We start from the raw sequence: 20,740 nt of genomic DNA on the forward strand, positions 1-20,740 counted from the left end.
AATAAAGTAGAATAATATAGTGCCTATTAATACAAAAATACATGTTTGAATCTATAATTAGCTATTTTGAATCTATTAACCCTATTCTAGCTGCTTTATATGCTACACTATTCACTTGGTTAGTTACTGCATTAGGGGCAGCCTTAGTATTTTTCTTTAAAAGAGAAAATAAAAAAATATTAGATGGAATGCTTGGCTTTACAGGTGGGGTAATGGTTGCTGCAAGTATATGGAGTTTATTAATTCCAGCCATTGATATGAGTGATGGCGAAGGTTTTGTGAAAGTAACACCTGCTGTAATAGGATTTTTGGCAGGGGCAGCTTTCCTTTTTATGTTAGACAAAATACTGCCTCATTTCCATGCCAATTTCAAACAAGTAGAAGGGATAAAATCTCCTTGGCAAAAAACAACTTTATTGATTTTAGCCATTACCCTTCACAACATTCCTGAAGGATTAGCAGTGGGAGTTTTATTTGGAGGGGTTGCTGCAGATGTTCCACAAGCCACTATAGCTGGAGCAGTAACACTTGCCATTGGCATAGGGTTACAAAATTTTCCAGAGGGTATTGCGGTTTCAATGCCTTTAAGACGCATGGGATTAAGTAGACGAAAAAGTTTTTTTTATGGGCAACTTTCAGCAATTGTCGAACCGATAGCTGGAGTTTTAGGTGCAGTAGCGGTTACAACTTTTACTCCAATTTTACCTTATACTTTAGCTTTTGCTGCTGGTGCTATGATTTTTGTTGTTGTAGAAGAAGTGATACCTGAATCTCAACAAAATAATAATACGGATATAGCTACCCTTGGATTTATTGGTGGATTTATTGTCATGATGACTTTAGATGTAGCTTTAGGGTAAATTAAAAAACATATTTAAATGCAATATACCCTTAAACAGCATGCTGTTTAAGGGTATATATAGGTCTGTAGGATTTTCCATAGGATAAAGTTTAACGCTTTTTAAACTTTCACTATTTTTTTGCGCGCATGCAATCTAAAGAGAATTATTCCCTGAGTTTGATACTCCAGGTAAAAAGAAACCTTGCGACTTCATCTCCTATTTCATCCGTACCAAGGGTCGTAAGCTCAATCAAAACGCTTTCTTTAGAATCAATGGCTTTTGCAATAGCCTGATCTATTTTTTTTCCTTCTGAACAAGAAAAAACAATTTTACCTACTGCTTTTTTTGTAAAGTGTCCTTCATTTTTTATTACTAAACTTGCTAAACTTTTTCTTGTCCTTTCAATTTTACTAAGTAACATCATGCCTCCAGCAAACTCAGCTGCCATGCCCTCAACCGCCCAAAACATACTTTTAAAAGGGTTTTGATTGACAAAATCTAATTCTACATACGTTTTAGTTTCATTCTCGTTAGCACTTTCTAAACGTACACCTGCAAACCAAGCAATAGGAACTTGTGTTTGAACTATTTCATTAAATGTTTCTTGATTCATTTGTTTATTATTTATGAGTTTGCTTTTTCGTTCTTTACAATCTCTTCTCTAAGAATAAATTTTTGAACTTTTCCAGACGGAGTACGTGGTAATATATCCGTAAAGTAATAAATTCTAGGTACTCGATAATCGGCCATATTTTCCTTTAAAAAGGATTTTAATTGTTCTGAAGTCAATGCTGTATTAGGTTTTAAAACTACTATAGCAGTAACCGTTTCGCCCCATTCCTCACTCGGTATACCTATGACGGCTACATCCGCAATATCTGGATGTAAGAGTATCATATCCTCTACTTCTTTTGAATATACATTTTCTCCACCTCTAGAAATTATAATATCGTTTTTTCTATCGACTATAAACAGATATCCATCTTCATCTATTCTTACCATATCACCAGTAATATACCAACCATCTTCCGTAAAAGCTTCTTTTGATTCTTTGGGTTTTTTATAATAACCTGACATCAAACTATCCGCTTTCATCCAAATTTCACCTATCTCCCCTTTACCTACTTCATTTCCATTTTCATCTACTACTTTAATACTAACTGTCGGCAATGGAAATTTGCCAATAGAACCTGCTTTAATAAGTTGTTCTTCAGGATATAAGGCTATTCCAGTTGGTCCAGTTTCTGTCATGCCAAAAACTTGATAAAAGGCTCCAGAATTGTAATTAGTACTAATTTTTCTACTCAATTCTTCTCCTATTGGTCCTGCACCATAAATCCAAACACGAACACTACTCAAGTCAAAATCAGAAAAATTAGAAATGGTATTCATAGGTAGTGTATAAGAAATAGGGGAACCGAAAAAAAGAGTAATATTTTCTTTTTCTATGGTTTGTAAAAAATATAGCGGATGATATTCTCGGAGTAAAACCACAGTACCTCCAACATACAAAGTACCTCCAAACCAGTTGTTTAAAGGGGATGCATGCCAAATGGGCATTGCCATCAGTAAACGCTCATCTTTTTTTAAGGAAACAGCAACAGCTGCAATTTGAGCCGCAATATAGATACTTCTATGGGTCATAATACATCCTTTTGGCAGCCCTGTTGTCCCTGAAGTATATAGAATTTCACCAACAGATTCAAAGGTTAAAATAGCCTTATCTTCGAGAGCTAATGGTTGCGTATTTTGTAGTATAGCTTCAATTTCTTCTCCTGTATCTCCATTTCCTTGCGTAGATAGGCTAGGTATATCGATAGTTGTATTTTTGACAACAGCTGCAAGTTGAGCATCAAAAAGGAGAAATTTAGCCTCTGAATCCTCTAAAATATAAATTAGTTCTCGAGATTTTAATTTGTGATTTATCGGCACTACTATGGCACCCAATCGCCACGCACCAAAAAGTATCCATAGAAAGGACGGTGTATTATAACAAAAAAGGGCTACTTTATCATTTGCTTGAATACCATACCCTTTTAAAATTTGAGCTGCTTGAAGGGATTTGTATTGAGTTTCTAAATAAGTTTCCTTCTTCCCTTTGTATCGGATAAAATCTTTATCACCAAATTTTCTAACATTGGCATCAAACACATTTAATAAATTCATACTAATTAAGGTATAAGAATTACTACTTTTTTTCTACATTTATATTCATCGAAAAATTTAAAGGAAAAGCTCGTTCTAAAATTTTAGTTTCTTCTATAGTTTCAAGATCTAAAGCACCGTAATGCACAGAAAGCGGCTTTTCAATTCTAGTTTTTATAAAGGCATCACTGACAAAAGAAGGTGCATTTTTAAGCAACAAGCAGGCTTGAACAATTAAAATTAATTTTTCGGTTAAGGTTCTTGCTTGAGTCTCTAGAGTTTGAGGATTAGAAAGTAAGGCCGTTACATGAGATAAAGCCTTTACGAGATATTGATTATTCTCAGAAATTTCTGAGAGCTCAGCAAAGAGAATTTCTACTAATTTGGGTTCTTTATTAATTGCTCTTAATACATCCAAACACATTACATTTCCAGACCCTTCCCAAATAGAATTAACAGGGGCCTCTTTAAATAATCTTGCCATCACACTTTCTTCTACATATCCATTACCACCAAAAACTTCCATCGCTTCAGCAGTAAGGCTTTCTGAACGTTTACAACACCAATATTTGGCTGCGGGTGTTACGATTCTTTTCCAGGCTTTTGAAGAAAGATCGGTATCTCCATTTTCAAAAGCTTCTGCTAGTTTTAATCCAAGATGTTGAGTGGCTTCAGACGTTAGAGCAAAGTCAATTAATACATTCCTCATTAAAGGTTGGTCGTATAATTTTTTACCAAAAACATCGCGATTACGCGCATAATATAGGGCTTGAACTGTTGCTTGACGCATGATACCAGAAGCGCCTAAAACACAAGCTAATCTAGTATAATTGGCCATTTCTATGATGGTTGGAATTCCTCTGCCTTCCTCTCCTATCATAATGCCCCAAGCGTCTTGAAATTCAACTTCGCTACTAGAATTACTTTTATTTCCAACTTTATTTTTTAGTTGTTGTATAAGAATTGGATTTTTTGTTCCATCCAATTTCCATCTAGGAACAAAAAAACAAGCTAAAGAATCCGTATCACTCGTTCGGGCAACTACGAGATGTGCATCACTCATCGGTGCCGAAAAAAACCATTTGTGCCCTCTTATTTGATAAGCCTCTCCTCTTCCTGATTTAGACATTGGAAAGGCTACCGTAGTATTAGAGCGAACATCTGAACCTCCTTGCTTTTCAGTCATACCCATTCCTATCCAAATGGATGTCTTTTCAGCAATTGGAATATCGCGCTCATCATACTCTTGACTTAAAAGTTTATCTTTTAGTATCTCCCATAGTTTGGGTTCTTTTTGTAGTAAAGGAATAGATCCTAGCGTCATTATAGTAGGACACATAGATCCATCTTCTACTTGAGACAACAGCATAAATGTAGTCGCAAAATAAGGCCAACGGTGCTTTTTATCAGATCCAACTGGAATGGAAATCATTCCAGTTTTTTTACAAAATTGCATAAACCAATGCCAGGCAGGGTGAAACTCCACAAAATCTTTTCGATTACCTCTCGTATCAAAAGCCTTTAAAACAGGAGTAATTTGATTTGCTACTAAGGCTTGATGATAAGCAAAGGTTGTACCTATACGCTCCCCAGTCTCTACTAACTTCTGATTAGCCCATTCTACCTTATTTTTTGTAAAATAGGCTGTAAGTACCGCATCTGTGGTAAATAGATTATAATTTTCTAATTCTGAAACCTGATTGGTTACTTCATGGGTTTTCCAAGTTATTTCCATACTATTTTCTAGTTTTAAATTAATATTATTTTAAAGTATAAATACAAGATTGAAATTAATTTTTTTGCAGTCGATTTTATCTTCAATCTTTAATTTGAGAGAGTAAACTTCCTTGTATTACGGACCGATTTATGTTCCAAATCCCCATATTTTCCCTCTTTAGCCTTAGCCTTACTCCGCTTTGAGAAAGCTTTTCTTTTTACTCAAAAAACAGCGTTGTTGTTCTATTTAAGCGCTTTTTTAAAAGGGAGGCAGTAATAGGGTAAGTAAAGGTTCTATTCAGTCACTTTTACAACATTGAATGACTCATTGTGTTCCTGAAAGCATAAATATGAGTGAAGTAAGAAAAGCAGTAGAAATTTGTCTTGAACCAAATCTATTGACAATAAATGATACCTTTTTGACAGTATTGATGCTAAATTTGACTAAATTTGATTTATACAGGGAAGATGATTATGCTGGATAGAAATAAAAATAGAAGTGAAAATAGAAGTGAAATAGTTGGCAAGCCTATAAGGGAGGCTATTGATTATGACATTACAAGAGTAACGACAGACAATCTTTTGCGCAAACCAACACGTCTTAATGGATACCAATTTGCCTTTTGCTTATCTGGGAGTATATCCCTGAATTTTTCTGGAGAAAATGTACAGTATACCAAAAATAGCTTTACATCCTTTAGTCCTTTTAATACTTTAGATGTAACGGATGTATCGGACGACTTTAGTTGTGTGATGATGATGTTCCAAAAGGGTTTTCTCTTGGAAACTTTAAACAATATATATTTTCTTGAACGCTTTCAGATCCTCCGAAATCAAGGGGTTTCTCATATGCAATTGGAAGAGAGTGAAATGGAACTCTTTGAAGCCAAATTAAAAAGAATAGCCAAAAAAACAAATCAAAATACACATCATTTTAAGCGAGATATTATCCGAAGTGAATTGATTATTTTACTCTATGAACTTGAAAACATTTTTTTGAATCAGAACCAAGAAATTAAGTATACAAAAAGACATAAGGGGAAGGAAAAAAAGCTCTCTAACTTTCAGCATTTACTTATTAAACATTTTTATAAAGAGCGAAAAGTTTCTTTTTATGCAGATTTACTACATACCTCTCCGGCACATTTAAGTAGATTGTTAGTAGAAACAACAGGGAAAACAGCTAAAATACACATTGATGAAATGAGATTGCTACAAGCTAAACACCTTTTAAAAATGGGGAAATACAATATCTCCGAAGTAGCATCCATGCTCTATTATGACAATATAGAAGAGTTCAGTCGTTTTTTTAAAAAGAAAACGACTTTAACTCCTTCAAAATATTTAAAAAGCTAAAGGAGTACTTTATCGTAATTAAATTATTTATTACAGGTTAAGGTGGCCTAACAGGAGGTCTCCTTTTTTTATACTATTATATTTGATGTAAAATCTTACAGAAAAAGGGGCTATATTTAAGATTTCCTTAAATATAGCCCCTTGCGTTTACCTTAGTATTAGACTAAGATTTAGTTGAAATATAACAGAATTAATTAATCCTCTTTCCAGTTTTTAATGAGATCTTCTATTTCTTCTTTTGTTTTTCCGCTTTTTTCCTGCATTTTTCCTACCATCTCATCAAATTTACCTTCTGCAAAGACTTCGTCGTTGTCAAACCATTGACCGTATTTTTGTTTTACAGCTCCTTTAATGCGTTTCCATTTTCCTTCTAGTTCTAACTTATTCATATCTCTATATATTTTTGATTTATATTATTTTTGATTTTCTCTTGGCTTTGATAAAGCTTAAACTTTGCTTAAATGAAGAACTCTATTTTAATCTTTTGTACATTCCTCCAAAGCTCCCTTATCAAGTAAACCTTTCTTTATGACTAAAGCTACAACTGCAATTCCTAAAGCAGCACAACCTAGCATTTTTCCAAATTTGTACATTTTTTCGTTTTTCATAGTTGAGTTTTTTTACTAATTGATATGTGACTCGTTGTAGTGATATTTCACAGTATTTTACGGTCTATTTCGTGTCGGTTGAAGGAGTCTTAGTACTAACATAATTAAAGCTACTACTAATAATATATGTATGGCTGCTCCTAGTATTTGCCCAAAGGCAAAAAAACCAATTCCCCATCCGATTAGAAGAATTATAAGTATTAACCAAAAAATATTTCTCATCTTTTTCCTTTTAAATAGTTAGGCTAATTCTCTCTACTTCTACTCCATTTTAGCTCATTTTTTTGGAGTAAAGTTTACAGTCCAAATTTTTTATAAATAGATATTTCGTTTTTTATTATATGTGCGTATTTGTCTTGTATTACTAAATAAATAGAATGTTATTACTTAGTAGAGTTGCAAAAAGTGTTCTTTTTTTTTCATTTTACTGATAAATGTATAATTAGATTCCAATTTTAGCTCCTTGTAAATACTTCGCAATAGGCGAATACTGAGATTGAGAAAGTAGGGTATATTTATTCAACCTGAAATTATTGAAATAAACAATTTGTACATATAATCCACATTTTGTTTATTTTTTACCCAATAAATACACAAATAAGTGCGGTTTTAAGTTAAAAATGAATATTGAAATTAAGCACACATACCTCATTTTTTTATATGAAATAAATAGACGGGCTAAAAATTAATTTAGGATTAAAAATTAGAATATTATCAATAATAGCATCTTGGTTTTCACCCTCATAAACTAAAGGTTCAACTTCTTTCCCACTGCACTTGTTAACCATCCTTCCATGTAAAGTTCTTGATATGCTTTGGATACAGTTAGTCTATTTAATTTTAATAGATAAGCTAAATCGAGAGAACTTGGAAATTTTTGTTCTGGACTAAATTTGCCCATCTTAATCCGAGCAAGGAGGAGATTGGCCAATTGTAAATACATTGGTTTATTCTTTGAAGTATCTCTTTTTAATTTTTTAAAAGTTTCTAATAAAAGGGTCTGTTCATTATTTTTAAATTGGCTTATTTCAATAGTCCGATATAGCTTTATTTTTGCAATTCATCTAATACAAATAATTCATACATACTTCAAATTTACATCTGAAAAAGAAAAAATAGACTTTATAGAGCGATATAGTTTTGCTACTCTTATTACCTATGATGGAAGTATTCCTCTAGCTACACAATTGCCTTTTTTTATTGACAATCAAACAAATAGATAAATTTTAAGTGCTCATTTTTCTGTAGCAAATACTCAGGCAAAGTATATTGAGGAAACAATATCTTTAGTTATCTTTAGTGAACCCCATGCTTATATCTCCCCGAAGCACTATGATAAAATTGAAAGTGTTCCAACTTGGGATTATATTGCAGTTCATGCCTATGGAAAAGCAAAAATAATCCAAGATACTGCTTTAAAAATACAAGCGCTGGAACAGATGATACAATACTATGAAAAGGAGTATATGACCCAGTGGGAGAATTTGTCTGATAAGTTCAAACTGGGAATTACTAAGGGCATTATTGCTTTTTAAATAGAAGTTTCAGACTTACAAGGAATAAAAAAATTAAGCCAGAATAAAACACAAATAGAACGAGATAGAATTGTACATCATCTTGAAAATAGTGATATTACAACAGAAAAAGAATTAGCTCACTACATCAAAAATAGTTAAAATGGAATTGATTGCAATTGAAAGGATAACCTCCAAAGAAGTTCATTTACTTCAAGAAATAAGTATAAAAACTTTTATAGAGACTTTTGCCGTTTACAATAAAAAGGAGGATATGGATAAATATATCACAGAGAATTTGAGTATTGAAACACTCATACAAGAACTAGATCAAGAGGAATCAATGTTTTATTTTGTCAATTTAGGTCAAATAACGATTGGTTACTTAAAGCTAAATACAGGAACAGCACAAACAGAGCATCTACTCTTAAATTCTTTAGAGATTGAACGTATCTATGTTCACCAAGCCTATCACGGCAAGAAAATAGGTCAAATTCTATTAGAACAAGCCCTACAAGTTGCACAAAATTTAAAGGTTACTTCTGTTTGGTTAGGCGTTTGGGAAAGAAATCAAAGAGCTATACGCTTTTATGAAAAAAATGGTTTTAAAGTGTTTGATCAACACCAGTTTCAATTGGGGGATGATTTACAAACAGATTGGATGATGAAGAAAAACATAGAGTGATTTAAATGTACAGATTCAATAGGAAAATAAACAAATTTCAACAGTCATTTAAGGTAAAATACAAAAGTAGCCATGGTCAAATCAATTTTACCATGGCATGAGCTATTTATGTTGTAAACTACGAATTGTTTTATTGCTATTTCCTTAAATGGCGTAGGTCTCATATTGGTTAACTGAAAGAAAGTCTTCGATTGAGAAAAAAAAATATTCCTTAGTAGTTACGCTTACTTAGTTCCAAAATAAAAACTCCCTGAATTAGCTTTTATTCAGGGAGTTGTATATCGATTAGTGATTCGTTAGTAATGACCTATGCAAAACAAAGTTTCTCCTTTATTGACAGGAGGGGTTCCCGTTTTATACAAAACAATACCTGTTACTGGAGATTTAACTTGGTTTAAAACTTGACCAAATTCATCAGTAATAGTGCCTATTTCTTGTCCTTGAATAACGTTGTCTCCAGCAGCAATTGAACTATAAAAAAGGCCCTTTTGTTCAACCTTTACATACGTTTGGTTCCTTAAATAGGTTTTGGTTTGGTTTGGTATTTCTATCTTTGGCTCATTTTTATACAATGTTGCATACGCCAACATATGATAAACCGCATTTTTGATCAATTCTACATTTTCTTTTTGAACGGTTCCCAACTTACCTGCTTCTATACTTAGCGCAACAATATCATTTTGTACGGCTTGTTTAAATGCATACTTGGCTTTATCTGTTTTCTTTAGATCATAAGGATAAGAAACAATATATTCCATTTGAGAGGCTTCACTTAATAAATGCGCTTCTTTGGTTGTTTGTGGATTACTTTCATTGTTGTAATAACAAATAAAAGGGATAAGGTCCTCTCCTGCATCTCCTCCGTGAATATCCAAGAAGACATCGCTGTTGAGGATTACCTCTGTGCTAATCCAATGCGCAATCTTTTCTGTTAGACTACCCGTTTCGGATCCAGGAAAGGTTGTATTTAGGTTCTTGTAATCAATTGGATTAACAAAAGGAGATCGCTTGTAAAAAGAAGCTACATTGGCCAAAGGTAATACAATCAAAGTTCCATGAAGCTCATCGGGTTTAAGTTCTTTCAAGAGTTCTTGAACGGCTGTAATGGGCGGATATTCATAGCCGTGAATACCTGCAACAATAGTGAATACCTTACCTGGATACTTTCCTTTTATAAGACTTACAGGAATATACCCCAGTTCTTGTTCCTGATCCAGAGTAATTATTTTGTCAAGGCGCTCTCCTTGTTTCATAGTATGCAAAGTTTCTGCAATACTTTGGGCATGTAACGTTGATATAGTGAACATAAGCATCGTTATCAAAACTAAGGTTGGTACTACTTTTCTCATGTTTATATTTTATAGCTCTTAATTCTACAAAAATAACTTTTCTGATTTTTAATTTTCTACTTATTAAGTTAAAATCGTTCATCTGTAAGCTCTTTAACAACCATTACTCCTGCTAGTGATCCACTAGCTACTGCACCAGCTACAGATCTCATGCTACTAGAATTATCACCACAAGCATAGATACCATCTACGGTTGTTTTTTGAAAAGCATCTATTTTTAAATGTCCGTTTACAGTTAATTCACAACCTAAAAGCATGGGAATAGTAGTATTTTGCTCAAATGCCAGTGGAGCATAGATTACATCAAAATCTAATTTTGTTGCGTCCTTTAATACAACCGATTGAACGTAGCCCTTGTTGTGGTTTAGGTCAGTTACACACGTCTCAATTACCTCAATATTCTTTTGTTGAAGTTTGAGTAATTGCTCTTGGCTAAAATTGGCTTTGCCTTGTGTTAATACAGTAATATGAGCAGTAAGATTATTAACCAAAGAAGCAAGGTGCATCGCCTTATCTGAATTAGCCAAAATAGCGGTTTTCTTTCCTCTAAACTCATAGCCATGGCAATAAGGGCAGTGAATGACAGAAATACCCCAGCAAACGGATAGCCCTTTGATATCGGGCATGAGGTCTTTAATTCCACTGGCAAAAATTAATTTTTTACTTTGAAAGAAATGCTTCTTTTCTGTTGTAATTTGAAATCCATGGTGTATTTTCTCGCCTGTAAGGGCTAAACCCTCATAAAATTCAACCGTTGGATAGTTTAAAACTTGCTCTTTAGCTTTTTTAGCAATAGCCAAAGGAGTTTCTCCATCTTGCGTAAGAAAATTATGGGAATGTGGGGTTTGTCTATTACAAGGCAAACCACTGTCAATTACGAGAACTTTTTGCTGTAAACGCCCTAATGCCATAGCGGCTGAAAGTCCTGCATAACTTCCTCCAAGGATTAGTACATCGTATTGCTTTTGATTTGTCATGGTAGTAGAAAATTAGGTGGAATAAATCTTTAAGTGATGAATCAATACACCCCCTCGCAACTTTGTGCATCAAAGAAGAGGCTTCTATAACTTTATTTTTGTGTTTTTTTAATTAATGCAATTAAGTTGCAATAATAATGATTAAATTTGTAATTGCAACAAGGTTGCAATATTATTTTATCCCATGAAACAAACAAGAAATACACAAGCAAAGACAGAGATTTTAAAGTTAATAGAAAATTCTGAGGTTGCTTTATCGCCTTTAGAACTACTTTCTTTAGTACAAGGATTGTGTGACAGAGTCACTATTTATAGAGTATTAGATCGCTTATCTGATGAAGGAGCTATTCATAAAATTGCTACAGTAGATGGAACTATAAAATATGCCATCTGTGAGAATTGCACCGAAAAAAAACACAAGCATAACCATGTGCATTTTACGTGTGAACGTTGTCAAACCACTACTTGTTTAAATGAGGTAGAACCCTCTTTTACCTTACCGCCGAATTACAAAATAAAGAGCGCAAACTTTACAATCTCTGGCCTATGCCCAGCATGTTTGTAGATCTAAAATGAATTGGATTGTTTAGTGCTTTGCCCCTTTCACTTTATAATACCTTACAAGACTTAATTTTACTATAAATAAAAAAATGACAAATAACTGGTTAGATAAATGGAATGACAGATATAGTTCTTCAGCCTATGCGTATGGAGAAGAACCAAATCTTTTCTTAGAAGACAAGCTACAAAAAGTAGAACCTCAAAAGATACTTTTTGCTGCAGAAGGTGAAGGAAGAAATGCGGTTTATGCTGCTAGTAAAGGCTGGGAAGTAGCTGCCTTTGATATTAGCACAGAAGCCTATAAAAAAGCCATTCAACTGGCTACTAAAAAGGAGGTTACTATCGAATATCAGGTAGGTGATCTTTTTGAATTGGATTTTACAACGCATCAATTTGATGTTATTGCACTGATTTATGCCCATTTTCCGGCGGCTATAAAATCAAGTTATCACAAAAAACTACTCTCTCTTTTAAAACCTGGTGGATTAGTTGTGTTTGAAGCTTTTAGCAAGAATCATATCAAACTAAAAGAGGAAAATCCTAAGGTAGGTGGTCCTTCTGATATTGATGATTTATTTTCAATAGATGAAATAGAAGCTGATTTTTCAACTTGTAGTTTTTTGCAACTCGAAGAAGTTGTCATTGATCTTAATGAAGGTATTTATCACCAAGGACAAGGAAGTGTGATTCGTTTTATCGCTCAAAAAAAGAAGGAATAGAACAAGTAGAACTTTCTTATTTAAAATACAATTTTCAACTATTTTTGAATAGGGATAGACCGCATATTTTTGAATTATAAAACAGCCTATTTAATTTAAATGGCGAAATTCATTTGGAGTCATCCCTGTTTTTTGTTTAAACAAACGGCTAAAATGTTGCTGATATTTAAAACCCAGTTGAAAAGCTAGATCACTAATTGAGGTATTTGCATCAAATATTCTCAATTTAGCTTCTTCAATCAGGCGAGATTGGATGAGATCTAAAGCTGTATGGCCTGTTTCTTTTTTGATTAAATCACCCAAGTAATTAGGTGAAAGATGGAGCTGTTCTGCGCACCACGTTACACTTGGTAATCCTAAGTCCTGGGCATTATTGGATTGAAAATATGCGTGTAGAAGGCTCTCAAATCTTGTTAGTATATCTGTATTTATATGATTCCGAGTAATAAATTGACGATCATAAAAACGCATACAGTAATTGAGAAGCAGCTCTATATTTGACACAAGTAAGGTTTTACTGTGCGTATCAATATTTTGATTAATTTCAACAGCTATTTGCTCAAAACAGCTTACAATTGTTTGGTGCTCCTTTTTAGAAAGATGCAGCGCCTCATTTACTTCATACGAAAAAAAAGAATACGCTTTTATTGTTTTCCCCAAGTTTGTTCCCACAAGTAGGTCCGGATGAAAAACTAAACCATATCCTTTGGGGCTTTTAACAACACTGTGATTATCAATTCCGTAAATCTGCCCTGGTGATACAAAAACAAGCGTCCCATCTTCATAATCATAGGGCTGATTTCCATACCTTATATCTCCACAATTGGTATCTTTTAGAAATATAGCATAAATTCCCATGTACCGTTTGAAATTAGGTACATCTCGAAGTTCACTAAAATTAACTACACTCACTAAAGGATGTAAAGTATCCACTCCTGTATAGTCGTTGTAATTTTTTACAGTATCGATTTTTTCAAAATGTTCCATTTCTAAACTTTTTCTTTACAAATTTAGAAAATATAAACTTGAGTATTCTGTATTTGCCTTAAAATCAGTGAAAATGGTAAATTAATCCGTAAGCTGTATAAATGTATCAGACACAAACGGGCGAAATTTGTATTAGAAAAGAAGTTAATAGTAATATCCTTAAACTAAATAGAAAAAAATGGAACCTACAAAAGATATTTTTGAAAGATTGAGAGCGGGAGAAACGATTTCTCCGAATGATCCTGAAGCTTATAAAATGCGCGAGGCTTCATCTAAAACAAAAAAAATACTTGTACAGATGAATAATGCTTCAGACCCTGCGGAAATTCGGAGGCTGTTAAGCGAAATCACAGCGAGTGAAATTGACGATAGTGTTGCTGTTTTTACGCCCCTGCAAATCAATTATGGTAAAAATACCAAGATTGGTAAAAATGTATTCATCAATTTTGATTGTGTATTTTTAGATTTAGGAGGAATTACAATTGAAGACCATGTATTGATTGCTCCCAAAGTAAATCTGCTATCCGAAGCACATCCTGTTCTACCCGAAAATAGGCATTCACTTGTTCCTGCTCCCATTCACATTAAAAAAAACGCTTGGATTGGAGCCAATGCAACGATATTAGCGGGTGTAACTATAGGTGAAAATGCAATTGTAGCTTCAGGTGCTGTTGTATCAAAAGATGTTCCTGACAATGCTGTAGTAGGTGGAGTTCCTGCGAAAATTATAAAAATAATCTAACTTCTAAATAGAACTGTTATTAAAAAATTTATTTACCTCTTACTATGTGTTTGGGTTGGTTTACAGACGCAGGCCTCTACACTATCACCTACTGCTAGTAGTCAAATAGAAATTGAAAATCCAAGGGATGTAATTCTAAATTCAAAAAAGATGAAAGTAAAAATTACAATTGGCCATAAAGTACTTACTGCTACAATGATACATACTAACACCACACGGGCATTTATGGAATTACTTCCCTTAACAATCGAAATGACCGAGCTTCACAATAACGAGAAGTATGGCCAACTACCAAATAAACTACCTGGACAAGCCATCAGACAAGATACCATTCACGCAGGCGATTTAATGCTTTGGAATGCCGATTACAAAAGTCTGGTTCTATTTTATAAAACAGTTACTAGTTCCTATAGTTATGTAAAATTGGGTACCATCGATAATCTAGATGAACTGGAGGCTGCTTTAGGCACAGAGAATGTCAAAGTAAAATTTGAAGCTTTATAGGAAATATGAAAAAAATACAAGTATTAATCTTGCTTTTATTTATCGGACAAGCTTGTAAACAAAAACAAGGTGAAAGCAACAAAAAATCAGCTATTATGGAAACACCCCTTACTACTTCAATTTATCCCAAAGGAGATAAATTATCAAATGAATGGTTTATTGGAAATGCTTTTTTAGAGCCCTTAGTAACCAAAGACAAAAACAATGAATTTTCAGCAGGAAGTGTAACTTTCGAAGCTGGAGCAAGAACAAATTGGCACACCCATCCCAAAGGGCAGGTTTTGCTTGTGATTGAAGGGAAGGGTTTTTATCAAGAAAAAGGAAAACCTGCACAATCAATTAAAAAAGGTGATGTTGTAAATATCCCTGAAAATGTAGTGCATTGGCATGGAGCTACAGCAAATGATACCCTAGTTCATATTGCTATCACTAATTACAAAGAGGATATACAGGTAACTTGGTTACAGCCAGTAACAGAACAAGAATTTGCAGAAAGCAATAAAACAAAGAAGTAAAAACAAACGGATGAAAAATGTATTAATTCTTGCAGTCACTTCGCTTATGATAATGAGCGGATGTAAACAAAAACAAAATGCAGACCCACAAAACTCAGCTAATATGAACAAGACAACTCATACAATGGAACACTATATTTTTGAATTAAGTGATAAGGTTACTCGTCAAAAAGTAACCTTTAAAAATCGATATGGACTAGTACTTACTGGGGATTTATATCTACCTAAAGAGCAGAACCATAAACTTTTGTCGGCTATAGCTATTAGTGGCCCTTTCGGAGCAGTAAAAGAACAAGCTTCTGGATTATATGCCAATCAAATGGCTAAACGGGGCTTTGCAGTATTGGCTTTTGATCCTTCTTATACAGGTGAAAGCGGAGGCGAGCCTCGTGCCGTTGCCTCTCCCGATATTAATACAGAGGATTTTAGTGCTGCAGTCGATTTTCTGGGCATACAAAAAAATATCGACCGCAACAAAATTGGGATTATCGGTATCTGTGGTTGGGCCGGTTTTGCTCTAAATGCTACTGCAATTGATAAACGAATAAAAGCCGTGGTTACAACAAGTATGTACGACATGTCCCGCGTAATGTCCAAAGGATATAATGATGCTGTTACGTTAGAAGAACGGACCAGGATATTAGAACAATTGGGCGAACAACGTTGGAAAGATGCAGAAAAAGGAACATTTGCCTCAGGAGCGATATTGAATCCCGAACAACTAAAAGGAGATGAACCACAGTTTGTCAAAGACTATCATGACTATTATCGCACGCCCAGAGGATACCATGAGCGTTCTTTAAATTCAACAAGCGCGTGGAATACTACCAATGCCCTATCGTTTATGAATATGCCAATCTTGACGTACATTAAAGAGATTGCTCCAAGGCCTATACTTTTAATTGCTGGGGAACAAGCACATTCTCGTTATTTCAGTGAAGATGCTTATCAAATGGCCACAGAACCCAAAGAATTAATGATTATTCCAAAAGCTGTTCATGTGGATCTATATGATAAAGTTGATGTAATCCCATTCAAGAAGTTAGAGGCATTCTTTAAAGAGCATTTAAAATAGCAGTAAATGGGGCAATACTATCAGTAAATTTTAATATCCATAACCTCTATATTTGATTCCTCCTTACATTTACTTTTCTATTGAATATGAACTGTAATTCAATAGAAGTAAAAAGAGTTCATTAAAGAGGAGTGCTATTTTTGAAAGAAGAAAACAACGATCTATTGCTTTTAGTACTCGAAAAAGCAAGGGTATAACAAACAAAGCTACTTCTCTCCTATTTATCAGTAGAATAAACCTAATAAAAGACGATAGCAATTGCTTATTGCAAAAAAAATATTCCCCAATCCGTGTTTAACTAATTGGGGGATATTTATTTTCAATTGAGATTCTTTTTATGAAATAAAGAACATCAAGTCTCTAGCATTATTTTTGAGAGCGTATATACGCATCTGCTGAAATTACTGAAGCATAAGCAAAACCCAAAGCCGAAAGAAAAGCAGTATGAACCTCTAAAGCTTTTACTATTTTTCCATCAAGCTCTAGGTCTCTAGATGCACAAGCATCTGCAATAACCGTACAATCAAAACCGAAGTCCTTAGCTGCTCTAGTTGTTGCATCGATACATATATGTGTCATCATACCGGTTATAACCAGTTCTGTAATTCCTTCAGATTTAAGATACTCTAGTAAATCAGTTTCTTTAAAGCTATTGGGATGATGCTTTACGATGAGCTTTTCTCCTTCTAGAGGTTGTACATTTAGATGTATTTCAACGCCATAAGTATCGGGTTTAAAAAAAGGAAGTTCCTCTCCAACAGCCAAATGTTGAATATGGATAATTGATGCGTTTTCTTTTCTAAAATGATCGAGTACTTTTCTCGCTTGTATACTTGCCTCAGTTGCACCAACTAATTCCCATGCTCCGTTTTCAAAATAATCATTTTGAATATCAACTAGTAACAATGCTTTTTTCATTTTTCATTTTTTTATTTGATTAATACTAGGTACAAAAGTCTTAAAATAAAACAAAAAAAAGACTACCAAAGAGCAATAGTAAACTACCTTATTGATAACTTAACTAATCCGCTGTAGCAGTTTGATGTTCTTTTAAAAACTCACTTGTTGTATAACCCGTTTGTTTTTTAAAAAAACGCATCAAGTGATTGGATTCTGAAAAATGGAGTTGATAAGCAATTTCATTTACCGTTAGAGAGGAATGCACTAAGTAATTCTTTATCTCTAGTAATAAGCGTTGCTTTATTAAATGAGTAGCCGTAACATGGAACTGCTTCATAACTGCTTTATTTAAGGATATTCGACTAATACCCAATAGAACCGCATACTCACCTACTCTTTGCTTCTCACGAATATGCTTTTCAATTAATAATTTGAATTGAAAGGCATAATGGTTCTCATCTCTCTCTATGGCTAATGCATTTTGAATTGCATATTCTCTATTGAGTTTCTGAAGGATATAATATAATAAAGAGCGTACAATATGAATGCTATCCGATTGCGTATCTACTAATTCGCCTTTAATCTCTTGCAGAATTTTCCAATAATTTTCAAAACTATTCTCTTGTAATGAAATATGCAACGGATAATTCAATTGATAAAAATACAAAAGTCGATAAGCAAACAATTTATCTTCAAAAAATTCATTTAAAAAATCTTCCTGAAAGAGTAAGATGGTTACTTCTTGCTCATCCCCAATAAACATCCACTGTCGTTTTTGGAAAGGAGAAATAAAAACAATACTAGCATCAACAAGATCAATAGTATCGTGATTGAGGCTTACTTGTCCTTTTCCTCTTTTGAAAAATAGAACTTCAAAGAAATCCGTAGTAAAGGGCATCGCTTTTAAATACGATTCATCAACATCAGTTAGGTGAATAACATTTAATAAGAACTCAACACCACATTCGGTTTTATGAAATTTTAAAATCTTCATCTACAAGTATTCTTTTACTTATTGAACTCCCTAGAATTTATTTTTTAAAGTAGGGATTATCATCTCTATCGTGTTTAATCCAAAGTAAACGCGAAGTATCATAGCCAATTTCTTTGGCTTTCTTAAGATATTCTTCCTTCACTTCTTTAGGAATACTTTTTTCTCTTGACAAAATCCATAGATAATCTAGATTCTTACCTGCTATTAGCGCATATTTGTACTGTTCATCAAGAGCAATTATACTATATCCAGAATAAAAAGGGCCGAAAAAACTAACTTTTAATGCCCCTATTTTGGTATCGCCTCTAAATTTAGCTGTTCCATCCGCCTTGCTCCATGTACTTTTTTTAGTATTGTATCCACTATTTAAAACCTGAACATTTCCTTGCCTATCTAAGCTATATTGAGCTGAAGTATTATCTAAATCTTTTTCAAAATAAAAATCAAAACGCGCAATTTCATACCAAGTCCCTAAATACTGGTTGACATCAAAATTAGCAATAGGCTCCGCTTTTTCTGGCATAACCGTTGAATTGCATGATAAAAAAAGAAAGGATAAACAGAAGCAAATCCAAAATCTATCAAAATAGTGTATCATCATGGTCTTATGTTTATTTCAAATTTAAACAATCTTTACTTAAAAAAAGGCCTAATTAGAATTATTTTAAATAACGTATTTTCTTCTAGAATTGATACCTTAAATTTACTAAAAATAATTTTGTTTTTGGAGCCCATCAGAACTCTGAGTTATTATTGGAAATAAAGTCGACTTTCTTAAGAAAATAATTCTAAAAAGAGGCAAAAGCCTTACATTTATATAAATTATATACGTTAAATAGAATTGTATGGATCATCCCCTCCTCTTACTCCTAAGTCAAAAAGTTAATCTATCAGAATCAGAAAAAAAATTAGGTAAGGATTACTTTGAACCTGTGGAGTATTCCAAAAACCAGCGAATCGAAGAAGAAGGAAAAATACCCCAGTATCTCTATTTTGTAGTTTCAGGTTTTGTAAGACTCTATCATTACAATGATAAAGGTGAGCAACTGACAACCCATATTAATTGCCCTCCTGGTTTTATTACTTCTTATTCTAATTTCAGTAATCAAACCCCATCCGAAGAGAATTTAGAATGTATTACGGATTGTAAACTTTTGCGAATAACAAAAGCAAACCTAGACTTTCTTATCGGACAAAGTGTTAGTTTTAAAGACTTTAGCATTTCCGTATTTCAAGAAGCGCTCACTTATAATGAAAAGCGAGCACGAGAATTAGCCACCCTTAGTGCCGAAATGCGGTATTTAAAGCTCTTAGAAGAATACCCCGAACTAGTACATCATGTGCCCATGCAATACATTGCTTCTTATCTAGGGATGAATCCCAAGAGTCTTAGTCGCATTCGCAAACAGATCATTAGGTAACATTTGTGAAGTAGTTCTTGGTATTTAAGTTTCATTTTTGCCCTTGTATATAAAACAAAGGAATATGACAAATCAAAATTTAGTATTAGTATCAGGAGCCAATGGTCATTTAGGTAATAACTTAGTTCGATTTTTGTTAGCCAAAGGATTTCCCGTGCGAGCCTCCGTTCGCAACCACAAACACAAAGCCTGTTTTGAAGGGTTAGCTTGTGAAGTTGTACAAGCTGATATTACAAATAAAGCTTCCTTTATTGCCGCCTTACAAGGTGTACATACTTTTTATGCTGTTGGAGCTTCTTTTAAATTATGGGCTAAAGATCCTCAAAAAGAAATTTATGAGGTGAATATGCAAGGGACACGCAACACGATAGAAGCAGCTGCACAAGCAGGTGTAAAGCGAATTGTTTATGTCAGTTCGATTGCTGCATTAGATTATACGCATCTACCTACGAATGAAAGTAAAGGCTATAATCCAGATCGCAGAGATAGCTATTACAATTCCAAAAACGACGGCGAAAAACTGGCCTTTCAATTGGCGAATGAACTGGGAATTGAACTTGTAGCTGTCCTACCGAGTGCCATGATTGGCGGTGAAGCCTTTGCTCCTTTAAATGTATCTTATGGCATATTAAAACTAATTTTGAATAAGAAAATTCCTGTAGACACAAAGATTACACTCAATTGGGTTGATGTAAGAGACGTCGCCGAAGGCTGTTATCTAGCAGCAAACCAAGGTCGTTCAGGTGAGCGATACATTCTTGCAAATGAAAAATGTATGTCCATTACGCATACAACAAAGTTAGCCCAAAGCTTGTATCCTACCTTGAAAATTAAAGTCCCTAAAAGCGTGCCTAGATTTGTCTTGTCTACCTTAGCAGCTCTAATGGAGTTTTCGTCCAAAATAAATGGTAAACCCCCTCTATTGACACGCAAAGACATTGCGATGTTCTCAGGGTTACAGCAAAATTTCGACCTTTCAAAAGCAAAGAGCGAATTGGGATTTGCTCCAAAACCTCCAGAAGTAGCTGTAAAAGAGGCCTTTCAATACTTGATAGAACACCCGGATTTACTAAAATAAAAAAGAAAAGAACGGCTCGTTAGCGCATCTCAAATACGATAAACACGAAAGC

At 33.8% G+C, this 20,740-nt stretch carries 25 protein-coding genes and 1 pseudogene; 13 read left to right on the forward strand and 13 right to left on the reverse strand.

What is annotated here, in order from left to right:
- Positions 1-41 precede the first annotated feature (41 nt).
- Positions 42-860, forward strand: a complete 819-nt coding sequence (locus tag ACMHJ2_RS07380; RefSeq protein WP_413512312.1) for a ZIP family metal transporter — start codon at positions 42-44, stop codon at positions 858-860.
- Positions 861-1,005: 145 nt separating this feature from the next.
- On the opposite strand, the gene ACMHJ2_RS07385 is transcribed toward ACMHJ2_RS07380, so the two are convergent.
- From ACMHJ2_RS07385 to ACMHJ2_RS07395, 3 genes are read right to left on the reverse strand one after another with little or no spacing between them, the layout of a single operon-like run.
- The gene (locus ACMHJ2_RS07385) at positions 1,006-1,455 is read right to left on the reverse strand and encodes a thioesterase (RefSeq protein ID WP_413512313.1); all 450 of its coding nucleotides are present in this window, start codon (positions 1,453-1,455) and stop codon (positions 1,006-1,008) included.
- An 11-nt stretch (positions 1,456-1,466) separates the two neighbouring features.
- Entirely contained in the window at positions 1,467-3,008 is a 1,542-nt protein-coding gene (locus ACMHJ2_RS07390) for a class I adenylate-forming enzyme family protein (protein ID WP_413512314.1), read from the reverse strand.
- Between the two features lie 22 nt (positions 3,009-3,030).
- Positions 3,031-4,722, reverse strand: coding sequence for an acyl-CoA dehydrogenase family protein (locus ACMHJ2_RS07395; protein WP_413512315.1), 1,692 nt, complete (start codon positions 4,720-4,722; stop codon positions 3,031-3,033).
- 331 nt (positions 4,723-5,053) lie between these two features.
- On the opposite strand from ACMHJ2_RS07395, the gene ACMHJ2_RS07400 reads away from it, so the two are divergent.
- Together ACMHJ2_RS07400 and ACMHJ2_RS07405 are read left to right on the forward strand one after the other, a co-directional pair.
- Positions 5,054-5,188, forward strand: coding sequence for a hypothetical protein (locus ACMHJ2_RS07400; protein WP_413512316.1), 135 nt, complete (start codon positions 5,054-5,056; stop codon positions 5,186-5,188).
- Positions 5,178-6,059 carry a helix-turn-helix domain-containing protein gene (locus ACMHJ2_RS07405; protein WP_413512317.1) on the forward strand — a complete coding sequence of 294 codons (882 nt, stop codon included), beginning with the start codon at positions 5,178-5,180 and terminating at the stop codon, positions 6,057-6,059. Before ACMHJ2_RS07400 ends, ACMHJ2_RS07405 begins: the two co-directional genes overlap by 11 nt.
- Before the next feature lie 194 nt (positions 6,060-6,253).
- Here ACMHJ2_RS07405 and ACMHJ2_RS07410 read toward each other — a convergent pair whose 3' ends face one another.
- The 4 genes from ACMHJ2_RS07410 to ACMHJ2_RS07425 form a co-directional block, all read right to left on the reverse strand.
- Positions 6,254-6,448 carry a CsbD family protein gene (locus ACMHJ2_RS07410; RefSeq protein ID WP_413512318.1) on the reverse strand — a complete coding sequence of 65 codons (195 nt, stop codon included), beginning with the start codon at positions 6,446-6,448 and terminating at the stop codon, positions 6,254-6,256.
- A gap of 87 nt (positions 6,449-6,535) precedes the next feature.
- Complete coding sequence (locus ACMHJ2_RS07415) at positions 6,536-6,667, reverse strand: hypothetical protein (protein ID WP_413512319.1); 132 nt, start codon at positions 6,665-6,667, stop codon at positions 6,536-6,538.
- 57 nt (positions 6,668-6,724) lie between these two features.
- The gene (locus tag ACMHJ2_RS07420) at positions 6,725-6,889 is read right to left on the reverse strand and encodes a lmo0937 family membrane protein (protein ID WP_413512320.1); all 165 of its coding nucleotides are present in this window, start codon (positions 6,887-6,889) and stop codon (positions 6,725-6,727) included.
- Between the two features lie 526 nt (positions 6,890-7,415).
- Positions 7,416-7,610: a GntR family transcriptional regulator gene (locus tag ACMHJ2_RS07425; RefSeq protein WP_413512321.1), complete on the reverse strand. Its 195-nt coding sequence runs from the start codon at positions 7,608-7,610 to the stop codon at positions 7,416-7,418.
- On the opposite strand from ACMHJ2_RS07425, the pseudogene ACMHJ2_RS07430 reads away from it, so the two are divergent.
- Positions 7,591-8,202: pseudogene (locus ACMHJ2_RS07430) on the forward strand (FMN-binding negative transcriptional regulator). The gene ACMHJ2_RS07425 and the pseudogene ACMHJ2_RS07430 overlap by 20 nt on opposite strands.
- 142 nt (positions 8,203-8,344) lie before the next feature.
- Complete coding sequence (locus ACMHJ2_RS07435; RefSeq protein WP_413512322.1) at positions 8,345-8,866, forward strand: GNAT family N-acetyltransferase; 522 nt, start codon at positions 8,345-8,347, stop codon at positions 8,864-8,866.
- Positions 8,867-9,162: 296 nt separating this feature from the next.
- Here ACMHJ2_RS07435 and ACMHJ2_RS07440 read toward each other — a convergent pair whose 3' ends face one another.
- Entirely contained in the window at positions 9,163-10,215 is a 1,053-nt protein-coding gene (locus tag ACMHJ2_RS07440; protein WP_413512323.1) for a succinylglutamate desuccinylase/aspartoacylase family protein, read from the reverse strand.
- 68 nt (positions 10,216-10,283) lie between these two features.
- On the reverse strand, positions 10,284-11,192 hold the full coding sequence (locus ACMHJ2_RS07445) for an NAD(P)/FAD-dependent oxidoreductase (protein ID WP_413512324.1): 909 nt from the start codon (positions 11,190-11,192) through the stop codon (positions 10,284-10,286).
- A gap of 184 nt (positions 11,193-11,376) precedes the next feature.
- Here ACMHJ2_RS07445 and ACMHJ2_RS07450 point away from each other — a divergent pair, with 184 nt between their 5' ends.
- Positions 11,377-11,757: a Fur family transcriptional regulator gene (locus ACMHJ2_RS07450; protein ID WP_413512325.1), complete on the forward strand. Its 381-nt coding sequence runs from the start codon at positions 11,377-11,379 to the stop codon at positions 11,755-11,757.
- Between the two features lie 85 nt (positions 11,758-11,842).
- Positions 11,843-12,472 (forward strand): class I SAM-dependent methyltransferase, encoded by a 630-nt coding sequence (locus ACMHJ2_RS07455; RefSeq protein ID WP_413512326.1) that lies wholly within the window; start codon positions 11,843-11,845, stop codon positions 12,470-12,472.
- 90 nt (positions 12,473-12,562) lie between these two features.
- Here ACMHJ2_RS07455 and ACMHJ2_RS07460 read toward each other — a convergent pair whose 3' ends face one another.
- Positions 12,563-13,459: a helix-turn-helix domain-containing protein gene (locus ACMHJ2_RS07460; RefSeq protein WP_413512327.1), complete on the reverse strand. Its 897-nt coding sequence runs from the start codon at positions 13,457-13,459 to the stop codon at positions 12,563-12,565.
- Positions 13,460-13,637: 178 nt separating this feature from the next.
- Here ACMHJ2_RS07460 and ACMHJ2_RS07465 point away from each other — a divergent pair, with 178 nt between their 5' ends.
- The 4 genes from ACMHJ2_RS07465 (at position 13,638) to ACMHJ2_RS07480 (ending at position 16,295) form a co-directional block, all read left to right on the forward strand.
- Positions 13,638-14,201 carry a sugar O-acetyltransferase gene (locus ACMHJ2_RS07465; RefSeq protein WP_413512328.1) on the forward strand — a complete coding sequence of 188 codons (564 nt, stop codon included), beginning with the start codon at positions 13,638-13,640 and terminating at the stop codon, positions 14,199-14,201.
- 150 nt (positions 14,202-14,351) lie between these two features.
- Complete coding sequence (locus ACMHJ2_RS07470) at positions 14,352-14,705, forward strand: cyclophilin-like fold protein (protein ID WP_413512329.1); 354 nt, start codon at positions 14,352-14,354, stop codon at positions 14,703-14,705.
- Positions 14,706-14,710: 5 nt separating this feature from the next.
- Entirely contained in the window at positions 14,711-15,220 is a 510-nt protein-coding gene (locus ACMHJ2_RS07475; protein ID WP_413512330.1) for a cupin domain-containing protein, read from the forward strand.
- 103 nt (positions 15,221-15,323) lie between these two features.
- Positions 15,324-16,295 (forward strand): alpha/beta hydrolase, encoded by a 972-nt coding sequence (locus ACMHJ2_RS07480; RefSeq protein ID WP_413512331.1) that lies wholly within the window; start codon positions 15,324-15,326, stop codon positions 16,293-16,295.
- Positions 16,296-16,661: 366 nt separating this feature from the next.
- Here the strand turns inward: ACMHJ2_RS07480 and ACMHJ2_RS07485 are convergent, their stop codons facing one another.
- The 3 genes from ACMHJ2_RS07485 to ACMHJ2_RS07495 all read right to left on the reverse strand — a co-directional run bounded on the left by ACMHJ2_RS07485 (position 16,662) and on the right by ACMHJ2_RS07495 (position 18,790).
- On the reverse strand, positions 16,662-17,213 hold the full coding sequence (locus tag ACMHJ2_RS07485) for a cysteine hydrolase family protein (RefSeq protein WP_413512332.1): 552 nt from the start codon (positions 17,211-17,213) through the stop codon (positions 16,662-16,664).
- A 103-nt stretch (positions 17,214-17,316) separates the two neighbouring features.
- Positions 17,317-18,189, reverse strand: coding sequence for a helix-turn-helix domain-containing protein (locus ACMHJ2_RS07490; protein WP_413512333.1), 873 nt, complete (start codon positions 18,187-18,189; stop codon positions 17,317-17,319).
- Between the two features lie 37 nt (positions 18,190-18,226).
- Positions 18,227-18,790: a lipocalin family protein gene (locus tag ACMHJ2_RS07495; protein WP_413512334.1), complete on the reverse strand. Its 564-nt coding sequence runs from the start codon at positions 18,788-18,790 to the stop codon at positions 18,227-18,229.
- Positions 18,791-19,034: 244 nt separating this feature from the next.
- On the opposite strand from ACMHJ2_RS07495, the gene ACMHJ2_RS07500 reads away from it, so the two are divergent.
- Both ACMHJ2_RS07500 and ACMHJ2_RS07505 read left to right on the forward strand, forming a co-directional pair.
- A complete protein-coding gene (locus ACMHJ2_RS07500; protein WP_413512335.1) occupies positions 19,035-19,610 on the forward strand; it encodes a Crp/Fnr family transcriptional regulator in 576 nt (191 codons plus the stop codon).
- A 64-nt stretch (positions 19,611-19,674) separates the two neighbouring features.
- Entirely contained in the window at positions 19,675-20,688 is a 1,014-nt protein-coding gene (locus tag ACMHJ2_RS07505) for an NAD-dependent epimerase/dehydratase family protein (RefSeq protein ID WP_413512336.1), read from the forward strand.
- The last annotated feature ends 52 nt before the right edge of the window (positions 20,689-20,740 follow it).

This window comes from Myroides odoratus, from assembly GCF_965118575.1.
Taxonomy (GTDB): domain Bacteria; phylum Bacteroidota; class Bacteroidia; order Flavobacteriales; family Flavobacteriaceae; genus Flavobacterium; species Flavobacterium odoratum_B.

Coding starts and splice junctions, on each gene's coding strand:
- ACMHJ2_RS07380 (WP_413512312.1), top strand. CDS start 42: ATGTTTGAATCTATAATTAGCTATTTTGAATCTATTAACCCTATTCTA.
- ACMHJ2_RS07385 (WP_413512313.1), bottom strand. CDS start 1,455: ATGAATCAAGAAACATTTAATGAAATAGTTCAAACACAAGTTCCTATT.
- ACMHJ2_RS07390 (WP_413512314.1), bottom strand. CDS start 3,008: ATGAATTTATTAAATGTGTTTGATGCCAATGTTAGAAAATTTGGTGAT.
- ACMHJ2_RS07395 (WP_413512315.1), bottom strand. CDS start 4,722: ATGGAAATAACTTGGAAAACCCATGAAGTAACCAATCAGGTTTCAGAA.
- ACMHJ2_RS07400 (WP_413512316.1), top strand. CDS start 5,054: ATGAGTGAAGTAAGAAAAGCAGTAGAAATTTGTCTTGAACCAAATCTA.
- ACMHJ2_RS07405 (WP_413512317.1), top strand. CDS start 5,178: ATGCTGGATAGAAATAAAAATAGAAGTGAAAATAGAAGTGAAATAGTT.
- ACMHJ2_RS07410 (WP_413512318.1), bottom strand. CDS start 6,448: ATGAATAAGTTAGAACTAGAAGGAAAATGGAAACGCATTAAAGGAGCT.
- ACMHJ2_RS07415 (WP_413512319.1), bottom strand. CDS start 6,667: ATGAAAAACGAAAAAATGTACAAATTTGGAAAAATGCTAGGTTGTGCT.
- ACMHJ2_RS07420 (WP_413512320.1), bottom strand. CDS start 6,889: ATGAGAAATATTTTTTGGTTAATACTTATAATTCTTCTAATCGGATGG.
- ACMHJ2_RS07425 (WP_413512321.1), bottom strand. CDS start 7,610: ATGTATTTACAATTGGCCAATCTCCTCCTTGCTCGGATTAAGATGGGC.
- ACMHJ2_RS07435 (WP_413512322.1), top strand. CDS start 8,345: ATGGAATTGATTGCAATTGAAAGGATAACCTCCAAAGAAGTTCATTTA.
- ACMHJ2_RS07440 (WP_413512323.1), bottom strand. CDS start 10,215: ATGAGAAAAGTAGTACCAACCTTAGTTTTGATAACGATGCTTATGTTC.
- ACMHJ2_RS07445 (WP_413512324.1), bottom strand. CDS start 11,192: ATGACAAATCAAAAGCAATACGATGTACTAATCCTTGGAGGAAGTTAT.
- ACMHJ2_RS07450 (WP_413512325.1), top strand. CDS start 11,377: ATGAAACAAACAAGAAATACACAAGCAAAGACAGAGATTTTAAAGTTA.
- ACMHJ2_RS07455 (WP_413512326.1), top strand. CDS start 11,843: ATGACAAATAACTGGTTAGATAAATGGAATGACAGATATAGTTCTTCA.
- ACMHJ2_RS07460 (WP_413512327.1), bottom strand. CDS start 13,459: ATGGAACATTTTGAAAAAATCGATACTGTAAAAAATTACAACGACTAT.
- ACMHJ2_RS07465 (WP_413512328.1), top strand. CDS start 13,638: ATGGAACCTACAAAAGATATTTTTGAAAGATTGAGAGCGGGAGAAACG.
- ACMHJ2_RS07470 (WP_413512329.1), top strand. CDS start 14,352: ATGAAAGTAAAAATTACAATTGGCCATAAAGTACTTACTGCTACAATG.
- ACMHJ2_RS07475 (WP_413512330.1), top strand. CDS start 14,711: ATGAAAAAAATACAAGTATTAATCTTGCTTTTATTTATCGGACAAGCT.
- ACMHJ2_RS07480 (WP_413512331.1), top strand. CDS start 15,324: ATGAACAAGACAACTCATACAATGGAACACTATATTTTTGAATTAAGT.
- ACMHJ2_RS07485 (WP_413512332.1), bottom strand. CDS start 17,213: ATGAAAAAAGCATTGTTACTAGTTGATATTCAAAATGATTATTTTGAA.
- ACMHJ2_RS07490 (WP_413512333.1), bottom strand. CDS start 18,189: ATGAAGATTTTAAAATTTCATAAAACCGAATGTGGTGTTGAGTTCTTA.
- ACMHJ2_RS07495 (WP_413512334.1), bottom strand. CDS start 18,790: ATGATGATACACTATTTTGATAGATTTTGGATTTGCTTCTGTTTATCC.
- ACMHJ2_RS07500 (WP_413512335.1), top strand. CDS start 19,035: ATGGATCATCCCCTCCTCTTACTCCTAAGTCAAAAAGTTAATCTATCA.
- ACMHJ2_RS07505 (WP_413512336.1), top strand. CDS start 19,675: ATGACAAATCAAAATTTAGTATTAGTATCAGGAGCCAATGGTCATTTA.